Origin of the sequence: Bacillus sp. FF-1, assembly GCF_028548245.1 — a bacterium.
Classification (GTDB): Bacteria; Bacillota; Bacilli; order Bacillales; family Bacillaceae_G; genus Bacillus_A; species Bacillus_A paranthracis.
Window position 1 is genome coordinate 11,780 of the sequence record NZ_JAQQGG010000011.1, and the last position, 26,915, is coordinate 38,694.

The following is a 26,915-nucleotide window of genomic DNA, read 5'->3' on the forward strand; positions in this document are numbered from 1 at the left end:
ATTTCTTACATAAATTATATAAGTGAACAAGCTTTTACACTTTTCTTTCAATTTCACCTTTTACTTTTCTTAATATTTTCTTTTCAACTAAAAAATTGACTGAATAATTTTTTATCAGAGGTTTGAAATAGATTAAGTAACTAGAGGTACCATGTCAAAAAAGCTTGTAATTTGGATAACATCCAAATTACAAGCTTTTTATTTTTTATTTAATTACTGCCACCAAATCCAAGCCCAAAGGTAATTTCTTATATTTCGAGGAGTAATGCGAATGAAGCGTTCACCGTCAAAGAAGCAATTTAAATTTGGAAGTGTTTCATCTGGATTTTCTGGAACAAAGGTGACGATGTTCTCGTTACTTGTAACGGTTACTGTAATTGGTGGATCGGTAGGCGAGACTTGAAGTTGTAACGAAATATTGGCCGTATTTTTAAACTCATTATTAACAGGTGGACTTATTACTTGTACTGTGAATAACACGATAATTGTTTCGTTTGGCTCTAAATTAGTGGCAACTAGGAAACCGATATTCGGATTCGCTAGTGGAGAGCGTTCACCGTTAATAAAGACAGTGCCGTTTATAAATTGTAAACCTGCTGGAATAGTATCTTGTAACGAAATATTTGAGAGTGAAATTTTGGAAGTATTTGTAATGCGTACCGTGTAATCAAAATATTGATTTAAATAAGCTGAGCTGACGGAAGCATTTTTCGTGACTGTTGTAGTTATAAATTGAACTGGTATACGAACAATATTTGAATTAACAATGAAAGTAATAATTGGATCCTGTGGTGTCAATTGAAAAGCAGCGGTAACTGTTGCAGAATTTATAATTGTACTGTTTGAAGGAATAGAAGTTACGAGGACTTGAAATGTTATAGTTGCTACTGTACCTGCAGATAAAGAACCAATATTAATACCAGTGTCTGGACGAACATTTGGAACCGAAGTACCGTTAATAGTTACGCTGTTTTCTATAAATGTTGTACCAGCTGGAATTGTGTCTATAACAGAAGTACTAATTGTCGGAATTGTGGAATCATTAAATACCTCTAATGTGAATGTAATAACATCTCCTATAACGACGATAGATTTGTCTGCTGTTTTCTCAATGTTAATTATTGGCTCGATTAATGTTGTTGTAACGGTATTTGTTTGCTTTGTAATTGTAATAGGTGGTTCATCTGGATCAATGATAACGGTATAGGAAACAGTAGCATCGTTATTAATTGTAGGTTGAAGAGTAGAAGAAGATATTGTCACTTGGAACGTAATAATGACAGAGTCATTATGAGCAAGATTTCCTAACGTAATACCATTTTCCGGATTCTCATTAGGCTGATTGATTCCGTTAATCGTAACACTACCAGCAACAAAAGTCGTATCTATTGGTATGGTGTCTATAACAAGAAGGTCTTCAATCGTTACATTACCGCTATTCATAATCGTAATTGTATACGTTAAAGTTTGAGCAGGTAAGGCATTCGTTACATCAACAGATTTTATGGCAATGACATTATCATTTTGGACAGTAGTTGTGACGGTATTTGTTGTAGTCGTATTTGTAACGGGTACGTTATTTGGGTTGACTATATAGTTAAAAGTAGTAATTGCGTTGTTGTTTAGTTCATTTGGTGTTGGAATAGTAGTCACAGTTACTTGGAATGAAACGATAGCATCTCCATCTACAATTATAGTACCAATTGGTATGCCGCTTACTGGATTCACTCCTGGAAGAGTTTCTCCGTTTACAATGACGCTATTTTCTATAAACGTAGTACCTTGAGGAATAATATCTTGAATGATTACATCATTTACTGCAACATTACCGGTTTGATTTAGTGTAATCGTATACGTTAACGCATCACCAACCGTTGCAAATGCAAGGTCAACAGTTTTATTACTATTCAAAGTCGCATGATTAATTGTTGTTACGGCAGCTGATGAAATAATAGTTTCGGTAATAGGCGGCTGGTTTGGTAACGTGTATTGGTATTCAATTGTACTCGTATTAGAGATTGGATTTGTTTGCGGAATTGAAGTAACCCGTACTTGGAATAGAATAGTTGCTGTCGTATTAGGCGGAATGTTATCAAGTTGTATCCCGCTAAGTGGATTATCATTTGGACGAGCGCTTCCATTCACAATAACACTATTCTCTATAAAGCTCGTATTTGCTGGGATGATATCTGTAACGATAATATTTTCCACTTGTATATTCCCATTGTTTGTGATGGAAATAGTGTAAGGGATAATCGTTTGTAGGTCAGCGTATTGGATAGGCGTTGTTTTTGTTGCAATTATATTAGCAGAAATAACTTCAGTGAAGGTAATATTACTAGTTGATATTTGTTCTTCGCTATTAATTGTATAACGAGAAGTGGATTGATTTTGAATACGACCACTAGCTGGAAGCGCTACGACAGTAACAGAAAATGTGACTGGGATAGAAATGTTAGGAGCAATCGTTCCTAACAATATACCGGTACTTGGATTGGCATTAAGCTGCGGAATGTTATTTACTAAAACGCTACCGTCTATAAAGGTTGTTCCACCAGGAATATTGTCTGTAAATACAAGAGCAGTAGCATCCGTATTCCCTGTATTTGTTAAAGTTGTTGTATAAGTTAAAACATCACCAATTGTTACAGAAGTCAAATCAACAGTTTTAAGTGAAACGATATCAGCATCATTAATTTGAACGAAAGTAGTGTTGGAAGTAGTCGATTTTTGAATTGGTGCAAAGTCAGGGTTGAAAATAAAGTCGTAGACGATGTTTGCAGTATTAGGTGTTGGGTTTGCAGCAGGTAAATTCGTAACCGAAACTTGGAATGTTATTGTAGCTACTTGACCTGATGTGATATTCGGGATGGAAAAGCCGATATTCGGATCTGCTGCAGGAAGTACAGTGTTGTTAACTGTTACACTCCCCGAAATAAATACTGTTCCATCTTCTATAATATCAGTAAAAAAGATGGAGTTAGTTGTAGTGGATCCGTTATTTTGAATGAGTACTGTATATTCAATAGTTTCATCAATATTAGCTAATACTGTATTAGCGGATTTTGTAGCGATAAGAATGGCATCAATAAATTGTATATTTGTAGTATTGGAAGATGTCGTTTCTGAAATTGGTGGTAAGCTTTGGTCTGGCTGATACTCATAGTGGATGACGGCGATATTATTCATGTTATTTTGAGAAGGTATCGAGTCTACATTTACTTGGAATGTAACGATAATTGTATTGTTTGGAAGGATAATATTAAGTGAGATTCCGGTACTTGGATTTTCGTTAGGTCTTGGTATGCCATCTACAAGAATGCTATCTGGAACGAATGTGGTGCCAGCAGCGATTGCGTCAATTAGGAGAGTATTTGTAATAGGTACTGTACCAGCATTTGTAACTGCGATGGTATATGTGATAATTTGACCGATGCGTGTAATGGATCTGTTAGCAGATTTAATTGCACTAACATTTGCTGTACGGACTTCCGTGTTTACTGTATTTGATAATGATCTACGCTGAATAATTGGAGAACTAGGGTCAATTTGGTATTCATATGAAGTGTCTGAGATGTTAATGACTGTATTGTCTTCAGGTATATTTGTAAGTTGTACTTGGAATGAAATAGTGACTGTTTCATCTGGTTGTATCGTGCCGAGAGTTACTCCATTTTCAGGATTCGTACCAGGCTGAATGACATTATTTATTGATAAGCTATCTTCAATGAATATTGTCCCTTCTGGAATGTTGTCAATGAACACCGTATTGTTAGCTGGAACCGTTCCGATATTTTGTAGTGTATTTGTGTAGGTAATAAATTGCCCGATGGAGACGAAAGTTACATCTGCGCTTTTAACGGAAATAATATTCGCATTTTGAAGTGATGTTGTAACAATGTTAGAATTTGCAGAGCGATTCACTGGTGGAGCTGTAGGAATACTTATATATTGGTAAGTTACTGAAGATTGATTTACAATTTCGGTTTCAGTAGGTGGATTATTTGTTTGTACTTGAAATAGTATTGTTTTGGAACTGTTTGGTGGAATCTTTCCAATTGGTATTCCGTTTTCGGGATTTGCATCAGGCTGAAGTACACCGTTAATTGTGACACTGTCGAGAACGAATGTAGTCCCAACTGGAATCGAATCTGTAAAAATAATATTTATTGCGTCAACATTGCCGCTATTTTTCACTTCAGAAATATAAAGTATAGTTCCGCCAATATCTACAGTTATTGGATTGGACGTTTTTGTAATTGTTAATTGTGCTTGCACGAAATTTGTAATGACAATATTACTTGTAGATGTTTCAGTAATAGGCGGTTGCCCTGGATCTGGTTGAATTGTATATGTTGTATTAGATTGATTTGTAATCGATTGTTGCGAGAATGGATCGTTAATAAGAACTTGGAAAGCAATAAGGTGAGTAGCGTTTGCTGCTAGGTTAGGCAAAGTAACACCTACATTTGGATTGGCACCAAGTATAGTTGTTCCGTTAAGTGTAAAACTATTGTCTACGAATGTAGTCCCTTCTGGAAGCGTATCTGAAAATATGAGATTCGTAGCTGGAATATTTCCGGTATTTTCTAGCGTTATCGTATAGGTCAAAATATCACCTGTTGTTGCTTGTTGTGCATTGACTGCTTTTAAAGAAAGAACATTCGCATCCGAAATTTGTGTGAAAGCTGGATTAGACGTAATTGTTCGAGAGATGATAGGAGCAGTTGGATCAGCGATAAAAGTATAGTCAATACGAGCTATATTAGAAATTGGATTCACGCTTGGAATGGATTGAACGATAACTTGGAATGTGACGGTGACGATTTCCGAAGGTGCAATGGAGTTTAATGAGATCCCTACGTTTGGATCAGTACCTGGAGCTGAAACACCATTAATGGTCACACTATCCGGAATAAATGCAGTTCCCTCTGGGACCAAATCTGTTAAAGTAACTGTATTTGCAGTTGTATTCCCGTTATTTTGAACGACTACAGTGTAAGTGATTGTACCGTCAGTAGACTGTACGAGGGAATCTGTATTTTTAATTACAGATAGTGATGCATCAACGACAGCTGTATTAACCGTATTAGATGAAGATGTTGCTGTAACTGGAGGTTGACTTGGATCGACAATATATGTGTAACTTGTAAGTGCTTGATTTATAATTGCTCCTTGTGGCGGAATAGAGTTTGCAAGAAATTGGAACGTAATTGTAGCAGAATCACCTGGTGCGATAATGCCAACTGGAATACCGAGAGTTGGACTTGCATCTGGAAGTGAAATTCCGTTAAGCGTAACACTATTGGGAACAAATAATGCCCCTTCAGGAACACCGTTAATGAGTAATACCGAGTTTGCAGGGAAGTTTCCAGTGTTTGTTAATGTTGCTGTATACGTAATTATATCTCCGATAGATACAATTGTTCGATTTGCTTCTAAAACCGTTGTAACAGTAGCATTATTAATTTGTGTAGAAGCACTATTAGAAGTAATTGTGCCTGTAACAGGAGGAGAAGTCGGATCAACAAGAAATTCGTATTGAACGGATGCAACGTTTGTAATTGGGTTTGAAGGCGGAGTAGATGTAACTATGACTTGGAAAGTAACGGTTAAGGAACTGTTCGTACTAACGGTTCCGATATTAACTCCGTTATTTGGATTTGCACCTGGAATGGTACTTCCATTTACGGCAAAACTATTTTCAATAAAGGTCGTTCCAGCTGGAATGAGGTCTGAGAAATTTACATTCGTAGCGTTTGTACTGCCGCTATTTTGTATTAAAACTGTATAAGTGATCGTGTCTCCAATATTCGCAAAGGCTGTACTAGCAGTTTTTACAGCTGAAAGTATTGCTGAATGAATAGAAGTAACGAAGACGTTCGTTTCCACATTGCCAGGCTGAGCCTGTAATGCATTGCCTACGTTATATTGGAAGTTAACAAATGCTAAGTTTTGGAGTTCAGGTGTGAATGTTGATGGATTGCTTACGATTTGAACTTGGAATATGATTGTTACAGTTTGATTTGGAATGATCGTATTTATGCCAATACCGCTGGTAATAGAAGTGGATGGTAATGGAGTGCCATCAACAATAACGGATCCGGCAACAAATTGTGTCCACGATGGTATCGGGTCTGAGAAAATAACGTTATTGGCAGGGATATTTCCAGTATTCGTAATTGTAGTTGTATACGTAATTGTATCACCAATCGTTGCAAAAGCTTTATCACCGATTTTAGTAGTAGTTAAAATAGCACTTTCAATTGTTGTGATAACACTATTTGAAGTAATGTTTTTTGAAACAGGAGGATTATCTGGATTAACGATATGCTGAAAGCTAACGCTAGCTTGATTCGTAATTGGATTAATAGCCGGGATTTCATTTGAAGTAATATGAAATTCTACAATGGCAGATTCGTTTGGCGCGATATCACCAATTGGGACACCTGTAATGGTGTTTGCATTTTCGATAATAGTTCCATTAAGTGTAAAACTATTTGGTTCAAAGGAAGTTCCGTCTGGAATAACGTCGGTAAAAATAACATTCGTTGCATTAACATTTCCGCTATTTGTAATTGTAACGGAGTAGATGATATCTTGCCCAATATCTACTGTTGACACATTTGAATTTTTTTGTGCAGTAAGAATAGCACTATTAATTTGTGTTGTCGTTGTATTAGATTGATTGGAAGTTGTAATAGGTGACTGGTCTGGATCAACAATATAACGATAAGTGGTAAGAGCTGAATTAGAAATAGGGTTGTTGATTGGTAGGGTTGTAACGGTAGCTTGGAATGTGATAATTGCTGCAGTACCACCGTTAATTGAACCGATATTTACACCAGTAGATAAATCAGCATTTGGAATGGTTTGCCCATTAACTGTGAAACTGTTTGGAACAAAAGTTAAATTGCTATCAAGCGTATCGATAACGGTAACATCAGTTGCAGTCACATTCCCTGTATTCGGGAGGTTAAGTGTAAATGTTATTGTATTACCAACATCCGCAAAAGTAAGATCTGTTGTTTTTGTACTTATAATATTCGCGTTGTTTATTTGAAGAAGCGTAGTGTTGGAAGTAGCCGCACTTAATACTGGAGGATTAACAGGATCAACAGTAAACTCATATGTTGTTGATGCTGTATTTGGTGCTGGATTAATAGGGGGAATGCTGTTCACTGTAACTTGAAAGACGATACTATATATTTCATTAGGCGGAAGTGTTGCAAGTAATACACCTGTATTTGGATTCGCGTCAGGTTGTAAAACACCATCGACAGTTAATGTGTTAGGAACAAATGTGACTCCATTTGGTAATACATCTGTGAATACAATATTAGTTGCATCTGTATTTCCTATATTCGAAATAGAAGTAGTGTAAAAAGCAGTTTGCCCGATATCTGCAAAGGATACACTTTCATTTTTCGTCATGGATAATAGTGCTTCTTTAATTTGCGTTGAAACAGGATTGCTAATTGAAGTTTCTGCATCAGGCGGTGAGACTAATTGGTACGATGTTGATGAGAAATTTACAATGGGGTTTTCAGTTGGTAATGACGTTACAGTAACTTGGAACGAAATTGTTACTGTAGTCCCAGCTGTTATAGTTCCGATATTTACACCGTTCACTGGATTTGCACCACTTTGAAGAATTCCATTAATAGAAAATGTGTCTGCAATAAATGCTGTTCCGCTCGGTACGGTATCTGTGAATATAACATTTTGCGCAGATGAGTTTCCATTGTTTGTTAAAGCGACAGTATAAGTGAGTGTGTCTCCAATACGACTAAAGGATTTATCGACTTGTTTTAATGAAAGAATGGTAGCTGTATTAATCGTAGTGAACACTGTGTTTGAAGTAACGGTCCTTGAAACAATAGGGGCATTAGGATCAGCGATAAATGTGTAAGAAGCAGTAGCGGAATTGGCAATAGGATTTTGGGCTGGTGTAGAAGTAGCGGTAACTTGAAATGCTATAGATATTGAGCTGTTAGGAGCAATTAATCCAATTGTAATACCTGTATTAGGGTTGAGCCCGATTTGTGTGATGCCATCTATTGTAACGCTATCAGTTATAAACGTCGTACCATCTGGTATGAGGTCAGTGAAAGTAATATTCGTAGCGTTTGTATTACCGCTATTCGTTAAAATTGTCGTATAGGTAATGGTATCACCTAGTGTTACAAGTGTTTGATCTACAGATTTCACCATCGTTATCATAGCATCTAGTACCGGGTTTGTAACGATATTTGTTGAAATAGAAGTTGTAATAGGAGTTCCGTTTGGATCGACAGTATAAGAATATAAAATTGTGTCATTACCCATAATCGAATTTGAAGGGGGAACAGAAATAACATTTACTTGGAAAGTAACAGTTACTGTTTCACCCGGTGCGATATTTGGTATAGTTACTCCCAGTGCTGGTTGTGCACCAGACTGCTGAACGCCATTTATCGTGAATGAATTTGGTATAAAGGTAATGCTAGCTGGAATAGCGCTTGTGAAAGTAATATTCGTAGCGGCTGTATTTCCTGTATTTGTAATAGTAGTTGTATACGTAATCGTATCTCCAACTGAAACGATAGATTTATCAGCACTTTTTTGGGTTGTTAAAATTGCACTATTAATAGTTGTCGAAACAGCATTAGATACATTCATTTGTGATACGGAAGGTTGGCTAGGGTCGACCACATGTGAAAATTGTACAGAACTAGAATTAGAAATTGGATTTATACTTGGAATATTTGTAACAAGTACGTTGAGAGTAATCACAGCCGTTCCGTTTGGATTTATATTTCCAATCTGAATCCCGTTAGCTGGATTTCCGATCTGCTGTGTACCAGAATCGTTTGTAAGAGTGCCAGATATGAATGTCGTTCCGTCAGGTAAAATATCTGTGAAAATTATATTTTGTGAAGTAACATTTCCAGGGTTACTTAATGTAATCGTATAAGAAATTGTATCGCCAATTGTTGCGAAAGTTTTATCTACAGATTTAACAAGTGTAATTTCTCCGGAATTTATTTGTGTCGAAACCGGATTGGATGTCGTACTTCTTGAAACGAGTGGTAAATTAGGTCCTGTCATAAATTGATAATCAATAGAAGCGCCATTTACAACTGGTGAGTTTGGCCCCCCAGGTCCAATTGTGAAAATTGGATTTGGAATGCTAACTACTTGCACGCGGAAGGTAATGTTTGTAAAATCTCCTGCAATAATATCCCCAATTGGTACCCCATTCGCTGGATTTACCCCAGGTAATAAAACCCCGCCTACTCGAACGCTATCCGCTATAAACACTGTATTATTTGGAATCGGATCTGTAAAAATGATATTCGTAGCAGTTGTGTTTCCTATATTCTCCAATAAAACAGTATACGTTAAAAATGAATTTCCAGGTGCTACGTCAGAAAATAGTCGATCCACACTTTTCGTTGCTTGAATAATCGCTTCGTTAATTTGAACTAAAGTTGGATTACTTGTAGCTGTTTCTGTCACCGGCGGCTGGGTAGGATCAACAATGATCGAGTATGTCGTGCTAGACTGGTTCAAAGTTGGATTTGTAACTGGTATTGAGCCAACGATAGCTTGAAAGCTAATTGTTGTCGTTCCTCCAACTGGAATTGAGTCTAAAGAAATCCCGCTATCTGGTCTAAATCCAAGTTGTGGGATGGTATTAATTTGTACGCTATCAGGAACGAATGAAAGTTCGGGTGGTAATATATCGATAAAAACAGGTGTGTTTGCGGTAGTATTTCCGCTATTGGTGAGGGTAGTTGTATACGTAATTGTATCTCCAACAGCAGCAAATGCACTGCTTGCAGTTTTTGTTGCGATAACGGAAGCAGTATTTACTTGTGTAAAAGTTTTATTAGATTGAACTGTTCGTGAAACTGGCGGTTCATTTATACCTACAATAAAGCTATATTGAAGCGATGATTGGTTTGGGATTGGATTCGGATTTGGGAGTGATGTAATGTTTACTTGAAAACTGAGTGTAGCAGATGCATTTGAATTCAAGTTGCCAATATTGATACCATTTTGTGGATTTGCATTAGGAATAGTTGTTCCATTTACCGTAAAACTGTTTGGAATAAATGATGTACCATTTGGAATTACATCTGTAAAAATAACATTGTTTGCGGTAGTATTACCGGAATTAGTAATGATAGCAGTGAAAGTCAGTGTATCTCCAATAGTAGCAAATCTTGAATTGACAGTTTTATTTATAGAAAGAGTTGCATCAATAATTGGCGTAACCGTCGTATTCGTAACTGTACTACCAACAGCGGGTGATTGGTTTGGATTTACGGTATATTCATAATTTACAAGAGCATTATTTGTTAATGTGCCACTAGGTGGTATCGCTAAAATTTGTGCTTGAAAAGTAATGAATACAGTATCTCCTGGGGGAATATCTGCCAAGTGAATACCAAGTGATGGATCTAACCCTGGCTGCGGAATATTATCGATAGTTACAGAGTTTGGCACAAATGAGGCGCCTGCACCGAGTCCATCTGTTAAAACTGTAGCGCTAGCAGGGATATTCCCTGTGTTCGTAACTGCAATCGTATAAGTAACGATATCCCCAATTGCAGCTGTCGGTGTATTCACTGACTTCGTAGCGACGATTGTAGCGTTATTAATTTGAGTTGTTATTACGTTACTTAACGCATTGGCGGACGCTGGAGGTAAGTTAGGATCTATGACATATTGGTACGCTGTATTGCTTTGGTTCGGGATTGGATTTGGACTAGGAATGGAATTTACTATTACTTGAAATGAGATTGTTGCACTTGTATTAGGGTTTATTGGATCAATTGCAATTCCACTTGCTGGGTTTGTATTAGGAAGTGTATTGCCATTTACTGTTACACTATTAGGAATAAATGATGTTCCGTTTGGAATTACATCTGTAAAAATTACATTTGATGCAAGTGTGTTCCCGTTATTCGTTAAAGTAGTTGTATACGTAATAATATCATTTACGTTAGCAAAGTGTTTATCTGCCGATTTTACAGCGGCAATCGTAGCGTTATTAATAGTTGTCTGTACGGTGTTAGAGGCCACCATCTGCGTTACAACTGATTTGGATGCGTCGTATGTGTATTGGAATGTAGTGCTCGATTGATTCGTAATCGGATTTGGACTAGGAATAGTTGGTACAGAAACTTGGAATGCAACAGTACGTGATGAATTCGCTCCTATCGTCCCAATTAAAATGCCATTAGCAGGGTTTGCATTTGCTATAGGGACACCGTTAATCGTTACAGTATTAGGAAGGAAGATGGTACCAGCTGGAATGATATCTGTAAACGTTACGTTAGAAGCAGGGATATTGCCGTTATTTGTTAAAATTGTTGCATACGTTATGACAGCGCCAACATCAGCGAAATTTGTACTTGTTAGTTTTGTGGCAACAATATTAGCAGTATTAATTTGCGTCGTTACTATATTGCTAGTAGCGTTTCTGACAACGGCAGGTAAACTTGGATCTGCGATAAAGCTATATTGAAGTGCAGCGCTATTTTGAACTGGATTTGGTGAAGGTAAACTATTTGCACTTATTTGAAAAACAATCGTTGTAAAACCACCTGAAGGAATGGAGCCGACTTGAAGACCGGTACTAGGGTCTGCACCTTGTTGTAAAGTACCACCTATAAAAATACTATTTGGTACGATAGTGGAGCCATTAGGGATTATATCGGTAACAATAACATTATTTGCTGTAGTATTGCCAAGATTAGCTAAAGAAATTGTATATGTGATTGGTTGCCCGACATCGGCGATAGTTAAATCTACTTCTTTGACAATCACTACATTTGCTAAATTAATTTGTGTACTTACAGTGTTACTTACAGATGTTTCTATAGTTGGTGGATCGCCCGGATTTAGAATAAAGCTATACTGTGTACTAGATGAATTTAATGTTGGATTTTGTGTTGGTAAAGAGGTGACGGTTACTTGATAAGAGACAGTAAGTGAGCCATTAGCAGCAATGGAAGGTAGTGGAACACCTATATTTGGATCTGCGTTATTTTGAAGTACACCATTAATAAGAAAAGTATTTGGAATAAAGGTAGTACCGTCTGGATTCGTATCTACGAAAGTAGGGCTATCAGCAGAAACACTTCCTGCATTCGTCAAAGTAACAGTATAAGTTAATATATCCCCTACGGTAGCGAACGCTCGATCCACTGTTTTGGCTGAAATGACATTTGCATCGTTTACTTGAGTAAATGTAGTGGTTGAAGTAGTGTTCTTACTTACAGGTGAAGTGTTTGGATCAACGATAAAGTTATAGGAGATGGAAGCGCTATTTGAAATAGGGTTTGGATTTGGAATGCTAGTGATTACTACTTGGAATGAAGCTGTAATTGTAGTATTAGCATTGATGCTACCAATATTGATGCTAGCTGGTGTAACGCCTGGCTGAGTAACACTGTTAACTATAACGCTGTTTGGGACAAAAGCGGTTCCATTCGCAATTGAATCAGATAGTAATACATTGTTCGCTGCAACATTTCCATCGTTAGTAAGAGCAAAGGTGTAAGTTAATACATCACCAACTTCCGCAAACGTTTTATCTACAGATTTATTAGCATGGAGATTTGCTAGTCTAATTGTTGATGTAACAGAATTAGAATTTGCTGTTTTTGAAGTCGGTGGCAAACTTGGATTTACAGTATATAGATAAGAAGCGAAGGCGTTATTAATGATAGGATTTTGGGTCGTAATATTGATGACTGTTACTTGAAAGGATAAGGTGAAAGTAGCTCCTCCTGGTATTGTACCAATAGGTACGAAAACGAGTGAATCTACATTTTGTAAAACACCGTTGAGTGTTACCGAACCTGGTGTTAATATCGTTCCATTTGGAAGTGAATCTGTTAGCTGTACGTTAGTTGCAGCTGTATTTCCACTGTTTGTAATAAGGATTGTATAACTTATCGTTTCGCCAATTGTGGCAAATTGTTTGTTAGTTGATTTTGTTAATGTTACATTCGCATTATTAATTTGAGTGGAAACGAGATTAGAAGAAATGTTTTTTGTAACTGGTGATTGGCTAGGGTTGACGGTATATTGATAAGAAGCGCTTGATCCATTAAATACGACGTTTGACGCGGGTATTGTATTTACTACTACTTGAAATGAAACATTTTTTGTTGTACCAGTTGGGATGGATCCAATGTTCACACCGTTAGCGGGATTTGCGCCCACTTGTGTCGTGCCATCAATTGTTACACTGTTTACAACAAAAGTTGTTCCAGTAGGAATGACATCTGTAAAAATAACATTGTTTGCATTCGTATTACCTGTACCTGTAAAGGAAACGGTGTACGTTAGTATATCACCAATATCTGCAAAATTTTTATCTACTGCTTTCGTCATTGTTACAGTAGCATTATTCACTTGAGTGGAGACAATATTCGTCGTATCAGTCCCGCTTACTGCCGGTTGATTTGGCACAGGAATGTATTGATAAGTTGTTGTACCACTATTTAATATGGGATTTGTTTGCGGGATAGAAGGAACGAATACTTGAAATGAAACCGTAGTCGTAGAATTAGCAGCAATAGATCCAATTGATATACCAGTAGCGGGATTTGCGCCAGCTTGGGTAACTCCGTTCACAGTTACGCTCCCTGGAATGAAAGTAGTCCCGCTAGGAATCGGGTCCGTATATATAACATTTGTTGCAGCGATATTTCCTATATTAGCTAAGGCAATACTGTAAGTTAGCGTTTCACCAATATCGGTAAAAAGTTTATTAACTGATTTTGTGCCATTAATATCTGCGAGGTTAACTTGTGTTCCAGCAGAGTTGCTTGTTGCAAGACCGTTAAAGGTCGTTCCACCGGCGATTGGTGTATATTGAAATGTAATATTAGCAGTGTTAGAAATCGGATTTGGATTTGGCAGAGAAACGACAGTCGCTTGGAAAGTTACTGTACGAGAAGCACCATTATTGATTGTTCCAAGAGATATACCAGCGGCAGGATTTGCATTTGTTTGTGGTATGTTATCTACCATTACAGTGCCAGGTATAAAGGAAGTCCCATTAGGGAGAATGTCTGTCAAAATAACGTTATTGGCGGGAAGAAGTCCGGTATTAGGGATAGTAACTGTATAAGTGAGAATGTCTCCAATTGTAGCTACACTTTTATTCACGCTTTTCGTTGCTTGTATATTAGGTGAGTTTATATTAATTTGTAAACCGACTGTATTTAACATGTATGCATCTCCGTTAGTTGTTAAACGGATTGCGGCAGATACTTGAGAATTTGTTAAATAGGGAGAAATATCAATGGAAGTAATGTCCCAGCCTTGTCTTCCTGCAGAGATGTTTGTACCTGAAGAAGCACTTTGATTTCGCGTTCCAAATGTCCCTGTTGTATCTAAGTTTCCTGCAGCATTATTAATTTGGGAACCGAAGAAATTATTTATGGCATTATTTGGTCCGGATAAAGCGTTTAATGAACTGAAATTTGGTCCGAATAGAGCCTGATCCCCAATTAAATCAGCATCCCCTTCGGTAGAACTCAAAAATAATCGTCCGCTTACAGGTCCTCCGGAAGGTGTTAAAAATCCTGAAACAGCTACATCTGCACTACCGGTATCAGCAGAAACACGGTTACCCGCTACATAAATGGTTAAGTTTCTTGCTGGCAATGTCCCATTTTGATAAGCGACAATGAGCGTCCATCCAGAAGAATTGATAGCCCCATTAGAAGCATCTAAAGGATCAACAAGTCCAGGGACAGAGCCAGTTGTATAAGAGCCAGATCCAGCAGCTTGAACGAGAGATGTTACATCTGCAGAACGTGTATAGAATCCAAATGTGACAGATCCAGAAACGAAAGTTTGATTTGAAGCTGTAACAGCCGAAGGGGTAATTGGGTATGTTGAAACAGGTGTAGTAAAAGAAACAGGGTTTCCTAAAACACTCGTAATGTTTTGATCACGAGATAAATAGTTTCCACCCCAAACGAGTTCTGCGTAAAGAATCGTACTACCAGCAGGGATATTTAATACAGCGGTAGAACTATTTTGTGTATAGTTTAACGTTGTACCAGCAGGAAAAGTAGGTACTTGTAAAGCGGTATTCGTAGTTACGAATGCACCAATTGCCCCGATTGTACCAGCACGGTTTTGGTTACTAATTTTACTTAAACCTAGTGTGTTCCCTGTAATCGCAAGTGCCCCGTTAGTAGTGGTAGAAAATCGATTCGTAATGGGCATTTTTTCACCTCATTTGCATATAGTTTTGGTCAAAATACGATATGCATATAAACAATCAAAAGGAACATGTATAATTGAACTATAAATTCCTTCCTTAATCATTGGAAGGAATTTAATAGTAACAAGGGCTATTTTTAAATCAGTTAATATTAACATTAAAGGAAACTCCAGGGACACAAACATTGATTTATAAAACTGCATTTGTTCCTCTATTTTGTTTATTTTGACTTTTGGATAGCACCACATGCCCATCAACTTAAGAATTTAGAATTACCCCAAAATGAAAAAAATAAGCTTTTTGTTACTTAATAACGGTGTGTCTGTAGCCCTAAAAGGGGCATTTAATTATTAGAATATAATTATTACATTATCGCATACAGTAAAACATATATTTAATAATAGGAAACAGGATTAATACCTTAGCTAAATTTAAATGATTCGTACTATATCTATCAAGAAAAACCTATTCAAGATTAATTAAAATTCAATTATCTGAGCTTTTTTCAAATCAGCAAACCATTCACCTATTATATCGTTATGATGCTTAATAATTTGGGATGCCGATAATAATGTAGTGTCATATGTACTATGCCCATCTTCAACAAGAGTAACATCATACCCTAAGCTATATGCACGTCGACACGTCGCATCTATACATATTTCAGACTGAACGCCTGTAATCACAATGTGTTCGATGTCCCTTTTATTCAATTCTTGTTGAAGACTTGTTTCATGAAATGAATCAGGGTGGTTTTTTTCAAGAACGATATCTTCAGATAGTGGAGCTACAGATTCATGAATTGCCCATTCCGGATTTCCATGCTCTAATAAAGATCCTGTTTTCCCATTAAACTTCATGTAAAAAATAGGCGCTTGGACAGTACGAGCTTTATGGATTAACAATTGAATGTTTTTTAATAATTCAATTCCTTTATATAGCATTCTTTCTTCTTTAAATGAACCCACTTGTACATCTATAATAAGCAATGCTGCATAGCCTTTTATCATAAACGACCACCTCACATTTTGATTAAAATCATACAAGTAAAATATGTATAAAATAAGTATCCATTTTTAAAGTATCCAAAATGGATAGAGAATATAAATATGTGGAATCATGAATTTTTTTATCTTCAAGCTAGAAATGAATACATTAATAAAGTTTGTATTGCTTAATGTAGCCTAGAGGTGTTTGAATGTAGTGAATTTCGCACGTACAGTGTTAAGTGGCGCAAAAGATGGAGATAACTTCAAAGTCTTACCTATCGCAACGATGGGGATGAAGAATGACCATAAATAGAACCTGTTGTTTATAACAGGTTCTAATCAGAGTTATAGGCTCAATTACAGGAACTACAGATCTACTGGGGGGTAGTGTAATTCCTGATTAAAATTAAGATATGTTAAAAAATTTTAAATATGATTAATCAAATGATAACTAAACAAAATCGTTATTTTAAAGTGACTCAAAAAAGAGCACAGATATAAATGTGCTCTTAGAGAGGTAGGTTAAGTATCCTATTGGCCATTGTTCAAAGTTAATATATGTACGTTTAACTAAAAAGTGAAAAATAAAAACAGGATAGTTAGAAAAAAGCTAACTGTTTCATTGCAACTTGTAAAAAAGAATGTGGGAGGTTCAAAAAAGAAACTATATATAATTATACAAGTAAAACAGAATTGTACAGCATGAAAAGGAGCACTACATAAGTGAGTGCTCATCGATAAGGAGGTAACTTTTTTAGCTAAACACCCTTCTTAAAGAATATGCTGGAAAAGTGGGAAATAAAACTAAAATATAGTAACTAATGATGTTATGAATAACAATTTATAGGGAGAGGTTTAATGTTGTTATTATTTAAATAATAAAGCAGCTAGCTCAATGAACTAACTGCTTTATTGTCCAACAATAACGATACCCACAATACGTTGTAACTTAAAGTTACAACTATAGTATAAACGGAATTAAAAATATTATGTAAAATTAAAAGTGAGCTAAATAAGGAAACTAAAAAGAGCACTAGGTACAAGTGCTCTTTAAAAGAAGACCCTATGAGTTAATAGCTACATATCCGTAATATATGATGACAAACAAGTTAATATAAAAGAGCATTCAGCAGAAAACTAACTGCTCATTCCTAGAAGAAAAGGAAAAACAAAATTAAAGAAGTCACTGTGAATTCAAGCTGCATCAGCCCATCTATAGCATTGGACATAATGAATAGAAACAATAAGGTCATTAAAACTCACTTATAAAAACGTAAAGGAGGCACTGCTTAAATTGTAGTATCTCCTTTTAAAAAAGTTAAGTTCAGCTTTACTTCTGAAATCAAAACAGATAATAAAGTTGTTTATTTCCTTGTGAAACTAAAGCTACCATATAGTTGAATAATATAAATTGTTTTATTCGAATATATAGTTTTAACATTGACTTTCCGTCCTTATCCAATAACGGAGTAAATTCCCCTGCATATCCACTCAACTAAATAAATGATGAATTCCTATTTCTTTATCTACCATTATTACTCGTGAACACATAATTTAGAATTTTATTCGGAAAAACTCAAAAAGGCAGCTAGAAAAAACTAACTGCTCTAGTAAATACTATGAATACAATGTTTATTCGTATTCAAACTTGGATTACCTATATTGTTAACATGCCCTAAAAATTTATTCAATAAAAGAGCAGTTAGCCCAGTCTAACTGCTCGATGCAGAGGTATTGTATGCCGAGTTATTGATTTTATTCAAGGAATAAAGAAATTGTATTTATTTGAAAAATATAGTTGAAGAATTTTATAGAGAAAATGTAGCAAATTCTATATTACAAGAGATACAAGGTGTAGCTCCAATAGAAGACAGAAGTACGAAGACCTAAACAACTTTCTGAACCAAATTTTAGTAAGGCTTCAACTAATTTAACTGCATTTGAAACAAAACTAAATAGTAAAACCTAATTAAATGTGAAATTCAACTAAAATTTAATTCTACATAAGTAACAAAAGATATTCATGAAAATGGATACTTTCTCTTCTAAAAAGTATCTATTTTATGTCCATGTACAAGTGTAGAAAGACATAAAAGTCTAAACTAAAATCTCACAAATAATTGTTGATAAATAGTAATTACCATATAGCAATAGGATTTGTAAATAATAATCAAACCACATACCTAAAATCTCGAAGATTATACTTTAATGAAAAGAATTCGAGGACTTTTTGCAAAGTACGAAAAATTAGAACGTGAACTTAAAGAAGTTAAATATTGCTTGTTGAAAGCAATATTTGTAGCACATAAGATTAATACGTAAAGCAATTATCTTTATATAATCTTGATATGAATTTTACTTTGTCTTTCTATAAATATGATTTTATCTAAATATAAACAAATTACACTCTCCTTATAAAGCATCGAGGAGAGATAATGATGAATCCATTTAGAAAAACAACCCTGTTTGTATTTACACTATCAGTATTAAATACAAACATTGGTATGTCACATGGTGATATTCCTATATTTACTAAAATACAACCTGCAATACCACAAGAGGAGAATGCAAAATCAGAAGTAGAATATATGAGAAATGAATCAGTAGAATCAGAAAAGGTACTTGAAAAAGAAAATAGGCCCATAGAGCAAGAAAAAGTGATAGTAAGGCCATTGGATGTGCCGCTGATTCTACAAAAACCAGAATTAATGAGAGGTTGTGAAGTAACGAGCCTTGCTATGGTGTTGCAATTTTCAGGTGTACAAGTCGATAAGATGGAACTCGCTGCAAAGATAAAGTCTGTACCATTTCAGGGAAAGGGTATAAAGGGGAATATGCACAAAGGGTTTATTGGGGATATAGCTACATTTGATAAACCTGGACTAGGTGTTTATGTAGAGCCGATTTTAGAATTGGCAAAGGAGTATGTTTCAGAAGAGAAAGTGAAGGATCTAAGTCACAAAGAACCTCAGCAAATATATGAGGCGATAGACAGAGGGCAACCTGTATGGGTATTAACAAATGCCCGTTTTAAACGGTTACCTGATGATGAATTTTATACATGGCGTACAGATGCAGGAGAAATGAAAGTGACATATCACCAGCATAGTGTCGTTGTGACCGATTATGATGAACAATATGTATATATTAAAGATCCACTAAAGAAGGACAAACACAGAGCAATTGATCGGAATAGTTTTGAACAAGCCTGGATTCAAATGGGAAGACAAGCGATGACAGTTTCAATGTAAAACGAACGTAGATTGGATGAGAATAGAGATGAAAAAAGTTTTAATAGTTGAAGATGAACAGATTATCCGAGAGACTGTAGCCCATTATTTCTCGCATGATGGATATGAAGTAATTACAGCGGAAGATGGTCAAATTGGGCTAGATTTGTTTGCTGAACAAGAGCATAATATCAGTTTAGTTATTTTGGATATTATGCTCCCATTAATGGATGGATGGTCAGTGTGTAGACGTATTCGAAAGAATTCTAATGTTCCTATTATCCTATTAACGGCACGAAGTGATGAAGATGATACGTTACTTGGATTTGAACTTGGGGCAGACGATTATGTAACAAAACCATTTAAACCGTCTATTTTATTAGCGAGAGCAAAACGTTTGTTCAAAGATACAAATCAACAAGTACAATATCAGGACTGTATTAATTTATGTGGTATTCGCTTAGATAAATCAGCACGTTCTGTTTCAATAGATGGACAAAAAATAGATTTTACACATACAGAATATGAAATTTTACACTCTTTAATGCAACACAAGGAACAAGTACTATCAAGAGAGCAGTTAATCACAAATATTTGGGGATACGATTATGATGGAGATGATAAAACACTAACTGCACATATGCGTAATGTACGATTAAAACTTGGTGAGAAAGCAAAACACATTATTACAGTTGTTCGTACGGGTTATAAATTTGAGGTAGAAAAATGATGAGAAAGAAGATTGTGTTTCAGTTATTTTCTCTTACCTTTTTACTATGTTGCATGATTATCGCAGCTATCTTTTTCGGACAAATGTATGTGATGAAATACTTATATATAGATAAAGAAAAAGAAAATGTTCAGAAGCAATTACAACGGTACTATACATTTTATGAAGCTCATAAACAGGATGAAAATACACTCCAGAGGAAGGAACTCTCGTATGCTAATCAGCAGGGTATTATGATTGCTAGGCTCGATAAAGAAGCCAATATCAAGAAATTACCATCAGGAGATCATTATATAAAAACAGTTGATAAAAATGATTCGAGTCGATCCTCTAAGGTTGTGTTTAATAATTTAATCAATGCAAAGAAAGATATGGATCCTAATTTCAGTATATTAATTACAAGTTTACTCAATAAAACGACTAAACTAGCTATCATGGATACAGTAAGTAAAAGATCGAATAAAGACATAGTGATTCCTACAACATTGAGAATAAAAGGTTATGATGGAAATTTTGTTGCACCTACTTATTATCAGATTGATAAATATATGATGTCTGGTGCTAAAAATGGTATGAAGGTTTTTTCAAAAGAAGAAAGTGAGAAATATTATTTCTTAGAGGGAATTGTAACAGAGATAAATTTCCCAGTTTACTTCAATTCAAAAATGAATAATACATTGTATAGTAATGAGGTGTTTGCAAATCGTATTTTGCAATTTCAATCGGAATGGATCAGCGATAAAGTGAAATTACAAGGAGACGAATGGGTTCAGAATGAAATCAGTATAGATGGAATCAAGTATCTAGAAACGATAAAACCACTCATGCAAAATGGACAAGTAAATGAATTCATTTATACATTGTCTTCGTTACAACCGATTACAAAAGTGACAGATGTAATGAGTGATTATTATATATATATTATAGCATTTGTGCTGATTCTATCGCTGGTTGTATGTTTATATTATTCAAGAATTATTACCAAACCATTACTAAAAATTAATGAAGCAACGAAAAAAATAATGCAATTTCAATTTCAAGATAAGCTTTCTATCAAATCAAAAAATGAAATTGGTGAGCTTTCCTCTAATATTAATCAACTCTCAGAAAGAATGGAAGGATATATCAATCAGTTAAAAACAGACTTAGAAAAAGAGAAAAAATTAGAACAGACACGAAAAGATTTCATTGCAGGCGTTTCGCATGAATTAAAAACGTCACTCAGTGTCATGCAAATATCTGCATCTATGCTGCAAGATGGAATCGCGCCTGAAATGAATCAATATTATTGGGAAGCATTAGAAAAAGAAATAGAGAAAATGAATGTGTTAATAGATGAAATGTTGAATTTGGCTAAATATGAATCCGGAACGTACCAAATACAGATGGAGCAGGTTAATATAGGGAATTTAATTCAAAAGGCAGCAAAAGATTTACAAGTTCAAATTAAAGAAAAATCACTACACATCAAATTAAATATAGATAATGTTTGTGTTAAAGGTAAAACACATCTGTTAGAACAGGTCATAACAAACTTGTTTACCAACGCGATTCGCTATACAGATGCGAATCGAACCATTGTGATAGATGTAAACGAGAAACAACATGACGTATATATAGGGTTTGAAAATAAAGGGGCACATATAGCAGAAGAAAACATAGATAAAATATGGGATCAATTCTATAGAGTGGATAAATCAAGAAAAAGAGTATATGGTGGAACGGGTCTTGGACTTTCAATTGTAAAAAATATATTAGATTTACATAATGTAAAGTACGGTGTAACTAATACAAAAGATGGGGTATTGTTCTACTTCCATTTAGAAAAATGGGATACAAAGTAGTAAGATGTAACATTGATATTATAGATTTTACTGTGGTGTTAAAGGCGATTTACATTCATATAAATTATTTTTAAAAAGGTGCGGAGTCAACTGAAATGTACCCTTTAAAATGGACAGTTTAATAAAAAAAAACTGAAAAATCAAGCCCGGAAAAGATGGTTCCGATATTCAATCGGAATCATCTTTTTTAATGTTCACTGATAACGATTATAATTATACCCCTCCATCTATTAATGGTATCTTTAGTAAAGTTGAAGAATATGTAGGCTAAAGCGTCCATAGCGTTGCTTTTTTTGGTTATATAAGGGTAATATCATATAGGAGTAGAGGCCATGCATATTTGCACCAGAACCGGTTAAAATTAAGGTGGTTCAGTTAGAGAAAGGAACTTTATGGTATCATTTTAGCGAGTTTATTTATATTAAACTATATAAATAAGAAGTTGCATAAAGGTAAGTAAATATTATAATTGATTTTGAACCATTTAATCCAACAATAAATGACATAGCGATCAAACTTACTATGGTACTTTTTATACCGTTATTCTTAGCCTTGCTTATCAAAGTCATACTTATGAAATTTATGAGAGAATCGATTGCTGGCAGACTAGCATATCTATCTTGTCTATTTTTTATGTACTATGTATTTAAATTTGTTACAGAGTAGAAAGACATCTTAGGATGTCTTTTCTTTATAAATAACAGTAATGTAGTATTTAAGCCTATACGTTCACACAAGATTACATGTATTTAGTTCTGTATATCAATAAAGTTTTGGAACTTGATTTTCTTATCCAATCAAGTTCCAAAAAACTCTAAACTAAAAACTTATAAAGAATCTTTGATAAATAGCCATTATTATAAATTTTGTAGGTACTTTCATGTCTTAATAACAGGACATGAAAGTCTAAACCTTTTGAACATAGGACAAAAAACTCTAAACTACTTAGCCAGTAATATCTTTAACTTATTTTATTATAATAGATGAAAATAATGATAAAATTATACCTTTTTCCTAATTGCACGTGTGAATATTCTGATACAATAGAATTAAATAAATTTAAAGTTAGGGTGAAACGTAATGTGGGATAGTCATTTCCATGGTACTCCAAGTAAAGTGATAGTTGAAGAGATTTCTTCGGAAAACAATAGTGATAAAACTTTTAAAGTTGGACAAATATATTCACATCCATTATATGTTTATAAGCTAGAAATTTCTAAAATTGAAGCGTATAAAGGTGAAAGTTATAGTTATAGAAATGCTTCTATATTTGTAAAGCCTTGCTTTTTTAATAGGGAAAATGAAATTGTTAAATTAGATGAGTATGAGATGACTACAGAAGAATTGAACGCAGACAAATGGTGGATTGAATCAGAAAAGTAGAGGTGAGAATACTATGATTAATTTACTTATAAATACAGGTCTTTCTAAAAAGCTGTTAAGTGAATGGCATCCTATCAAGAATGGTCACTTGAATCCTGAAGATATTACATATGGAAGTTACGAATATATTTGGTGGGAGTGCTCTGAGGGACATGTTTGGGGATCAACTCCTAATGATAGGCTGAAAGTTGAAGATGAGCTTTGTCCAAAGTGTATGAAGAAAAAGCAGCAGCTAGATAAATTAAACAATGTTAATAAAATAGAAGCTAAATCACTTAGATGTATTGATCCAGATTTATCTAAGCAATGGAATTTCAAAAGAAATGCAGATGTAACACCTGATAATGAGATGATTGATGAAGAGAATTGGAATGTTAGATGGTGGATATGTGGTAAGGGTCATGAGTGGAAGGAGTCTGTTAGAAGTAGACTTCATGATAAAACTGTGTGTCCATACTGTTCAAATAAGAAAGTTTGCAAAGACAACTCATTAGCAACAATGTATCCAGAGATAGCAAAGGAGTTTTGTATCTTTGACACATGTTATCGGCAGAAATTCCGAAATCCATATGAGGCAATTTATACTTCAAATGAAGAAGTAATGTGGGTTTGTAAAGAAGGTCATATGTGGAGAGAAAAAATAAATTTAAGAGTGAAAAATGGTAAGGGATGTAGAACTTGTGAAAAGTATCAACAGTCAATTGCTCTTCATAACCCAGAAATAGCAAAAGAATGGCATCCTACAAAGAATAAAGAAGTATATGGTGTAACAACACCAGAGGAGACATCTACCAGATGTAACGAAAGAGCATGGTGGATTTGTGGTAAGTGTGGACATGAATATAAAGCAATGGTCAAAGCTAGACATGAAGGGGCTGCAAAATGTCCGTCATGTTATCCTCCAGAACCAAGGGTAAGAAAAAAGAAAAGAGAAGCTTTATTTCAAACTTATAATAAGATGGAAGATAATAGGGTTATCTTTGAGAAGAATTTAAGAGGAAAATTTAAAGATAGTGAAGGATAGCTTGAAATCTTTTTTCAAATTTGTGCTGGGAAGCTAAAAAACTAAAAAAGTGTCCTTTTTGCTTTTTTAGTTTTTTACATTTTATTTTGTGGAAATGAATTTAAATAAAAGCACCTATAAATCTCTAAGGTGCTTATTTTACTATATCTAGACCTTGCTATTTTGTGTAGCAAGGTCTTTTATTATATGTTCTATTTATAAAGTGAATTTAGTACGATAGAACATTTTCAATACTCCTAGAAATCATAGCAGTGCTTTTTTGTTATAAAGGATAATATTATATAGGAGTAGAAGCCATGCATATGACAAAAAAGAACAATTTCGGTAGGAATCCTGATTGTTCCCTGAAATGCGTCTTATATTTGCAAAAGAACCGGTTAAAATTAAGATTGTTCAGTTGGAGGAAGGAACCTTATGGTATCTTTTTAGCGAGTTTATTTGTATAATTTTATTCTTTAAATAGAACGATAAGAGAAAGGTAAGTGAATATTATAATTAATTTCGAACCATTTAATCCAATAATGAATGACATAGCGATCAAACTTGCTATGGTACTATTTATACCGTTATTCTTAGCATTGCTTGTCAAAGTCATACTTATGAAATTTATGAGAGAATCCGTTGCTGGCAGGCTAGCCTATCTATCTTGTCTATTTTTTATGTACTATGTATTTAAATTTGTTACAGAATAGATAGGCATCTTAGGATGCCTTTTTTATAAATAAAAGTAACGTAGTATTTAAACATATACGTTCACACAAGATCACATGTATTTAGTTCTGTAAATCTATAAAACTTTAGTTTGGATTTTCTTGGCCCAAGCTAGTCCCAAAAATGAGAGTTTAGAGTTTCATGCCTTTGTACAGTACATTAAGATAGGAGGGGAGTTTAACTCACATTTCCTCAACTGTTCGTTAAATTCCTATTTAACGAACACTTTATTTTTTAATATATATATTATATAATATTAATTGTATTAACTTATGAAATGTCATGTATCTAAATATAAGCTTTGTTTATTTAGATACTCCTCAAATTCTAATTGTATATAAAATTAAGGAGTGAAAGTAATTGAAACTAACAAGTGCAATTTTAGAGATGGATTCTAACGGAAATATTCGTAAGGAAGATAACATGGCTACAATCATTGCAAATACAGACACAGGTAATTCTATTCGTTTATATTGTAAGATTGATCCAGAGCAGAATACTATTGTTGCTTTTAACACGGCCATTATGGGGATTGTCTGTCCTTGTTGCTATTCAAACACATTTACATGTACTACACTTTATAACAAAAGACATAAGTTACTTCGTGAAGCATATGAACTTTTAAACGAAAACCATGCTATTGGTTTAAAATTACTTTATGACCATTTTGGAGAATTAATAGTTGAATAAATTTAACAATACAGTAGTTCACTATTCAATAGCACATATAATGTAATAAAAAGCATTAGGTTGACAATAACTTTATTACATAAACTATTCGTTAAATTATGTATTTATTTGGATCCTTGTCGTTTTATATATTAAAGTAAAATTATTTATTATCGCTCCGTATGTATTTGTTAAAAAAATTCATTTCAGAAAAACCTTTAAAATTACTTATTTCTTCTATTCATAAAACATCTTCAATGATATAACAATTTAGAAAATGCAAGAATGTGCATGGATAATAAAGTTGTCTAAATTACAATAAAGCCTTTTAAAAATAGAATAGTTATTTAACAGGCTGGGCTGAATTAGGATTTTATGCCCTCTATTTTATTTTGTGCTATTCAATAAAAAGGAATATTGTAACATTTCTTGTTAAAAAAAGGGCTGTATGCAGGAGGAGTTAATTAAATGTTAGGATTACCCTGTAGTAAAGTTTTTTAGTTTTTTTGACTAAGGAATAGGAGGTAGAATTCTTAAAAGAGAAAAAATTAATTGAAAAACAAATTGGAGAATACATTTTGGCAATACACCCTATTGTGAAAGTACTGTCACTCCAAACTTGAGTGCAAAACCTAATATTAATATTGCACTTGAATTAAAGAATTTTGAAAATGGTTTGAAATGTATCGCTAAGTTAGAACAGCTATATTATGGGTATAGAAAAAGAAAAGGTGTATTACTTGAAAGATATTATTTTAACTAAGGAGAACCGAGAACATATCAAACCATATGTATGAAAAGGGTAATAAATATTTAATTGAGCAATTGTGTTTTAGAGATTACTTATGAAATAATAAAACCGCTCGAATTGAGTATGAGCAGTTAAAGACTCAATTCGAGCGGGATAATCCCGATAATAAATATAAGTATAAGTATTTAGATGATAAAACAAACTTAGTTAAATCTGTATTCGCTAAAATAACTAATTAAAAAGGAGGCTATGTGTAACTAATCACTTTCCAAATTTAAATAGCTTTATTTTTCATGAAATATCGTTTTATGAAAGCATTAAAGCAATTTTTAAACAAATA

At 34.3% G+C, this 26,915-nt stretch carries 9 protein-coding genes and 1 pseudogene; 8 read left to right on the forward strand and 2 right to left on the reverse strand.

What is annotated here, in order from left to right; genetic code table 11:
• Positions 1–213 precede the first annotated feature (213 nt).
• Together PQF83_RS25495 and PQF83_RS25500 are read right to left on the reverse strand one after the other, a co-directional pair.
• Positions 214–15,246 carry a beta strand repeat-containing protein gene (locus PQF83_RS25495; protein ID WP_001123145.1) on the reverse strand — a complete coding sequence of 5,011 codons (15,033 nt, stop codon included), beginning with the start codon at positions 15,244–15,246 and terminating at the stop codon, positions 214–216.
• A gap of 477 nt (positions 15,247–15,723) precedes the next feature.
• Complete coding sequence (locus PQF83_RS25500) at positions 15,724–16,254, reverse strand: cysteine hydrolase family protein (protein WP_000589748.1); 531 nt, start codon at positions 16,252–16,254, stop codon at positions 15,724–15,726.
• A 2,414-nt stretch (positions 16,255–18,668) separates the two neighbouring features.
• On the opposite strand from PQF83_RS25500, the gene PQF83_RS25505 reads away from it, so the two are divergent.
• The 8 genes and pseudogenes from PQF83_RS25505 (at position 18,669) to PQF83_RS25540 (ending at position 26,814) form a co-directional block, all read left to right on the forward strand.
• The gene (locus PQF83_RS25505) at positions 18,669–19,484 is read left to right on the forward strand and encodes a C39 family peptidase (RefSeq protein WP_046647181.1); all 816 of its coding nucleotides are present in this window, start codon (positions 18,669–18,671) and stop codon (positions 19,482–19,484) included.
• 28 nt (positions 19,485–19,512) lie between these two features.
• Complete coding sequence (locus PQF83_RS25510; RefSeq protein WP_000756749.1) at positions 19,513–20,193, forward strand: response regulator transcription factor; 681 nt, start codon at positions 19,513–19,515, stop codon at positions 20,191–20,193.
• Positions 20,193–22,037: a sensor histidine kinase gene (locus PQF83_RS25515; RefSeq protein ID WP_046647183.1), complete on the forward strand. Its 1,845-nt coding sequence runs from the start codon at positions 20,193–20,195 to the stop codon at positions 22,035–22,037. The genes PQF83_RS25510 and PQF83_RS25515 overlap by 1 nt, the downstream gene beginning before the upstream one ends.
• 1,080 nt (positions 22,038–23,117) lie before the next feature.
• On the forward strand, positions 23,118–23,420 hold the full coding sequence (locus PQF83_RS25520; protein WP_000263523.1) for a hypothetical protein: 303 nt from the start codon (positions 23,118–23,120) through the stop codon (positions 23,418–23,420).
• A 13-nt stretch (positions 23,421–23,433) separates the two neighbouring features.
• Positions 23,434–24,444 (forward strand): zinc-ribbon domain-containing protein, encoded by a 1,011-nt coding sequence (locus PQF83_RS25525; protein WP_000609152.1) that lies wholly within the window; start codon positions 23,434–23,436, stop codon positions 24,442–24,444.
• 482 nt (positions 24,445–24,926) lie between these two features.
• Positions 24,927–25,136 (forward strand): hypothetical protein, encoded by a 210-nt coding sequence (locus PQF83_RS25530; RefSeq protein WP_001021329.1) that lies wholly within the window; start codon positions 24,927–24,929, stop codon positions 25,134–25,136.
• Positions 25,137–25,515: 379 nt separating this feature from the next.
• Positions 25,516–25,845, forward strand: coding sequence for a hypothetical protein (locus PQF83_RS25535; protein WP_225991072.1), 330 nt, complete (start codon positions 25,516–25,518; stop codon positions 25,843–25,845).
• Positions 25,846–26,292: 447 nt separating this feature from the next.
• Positions 26,293–26,814: pseudogene (locus PQF83_RS25540) on the forward strand (GrpB family protein).
• Positions 26,815–26,915 lie beyond the last annotated feature (101 nt).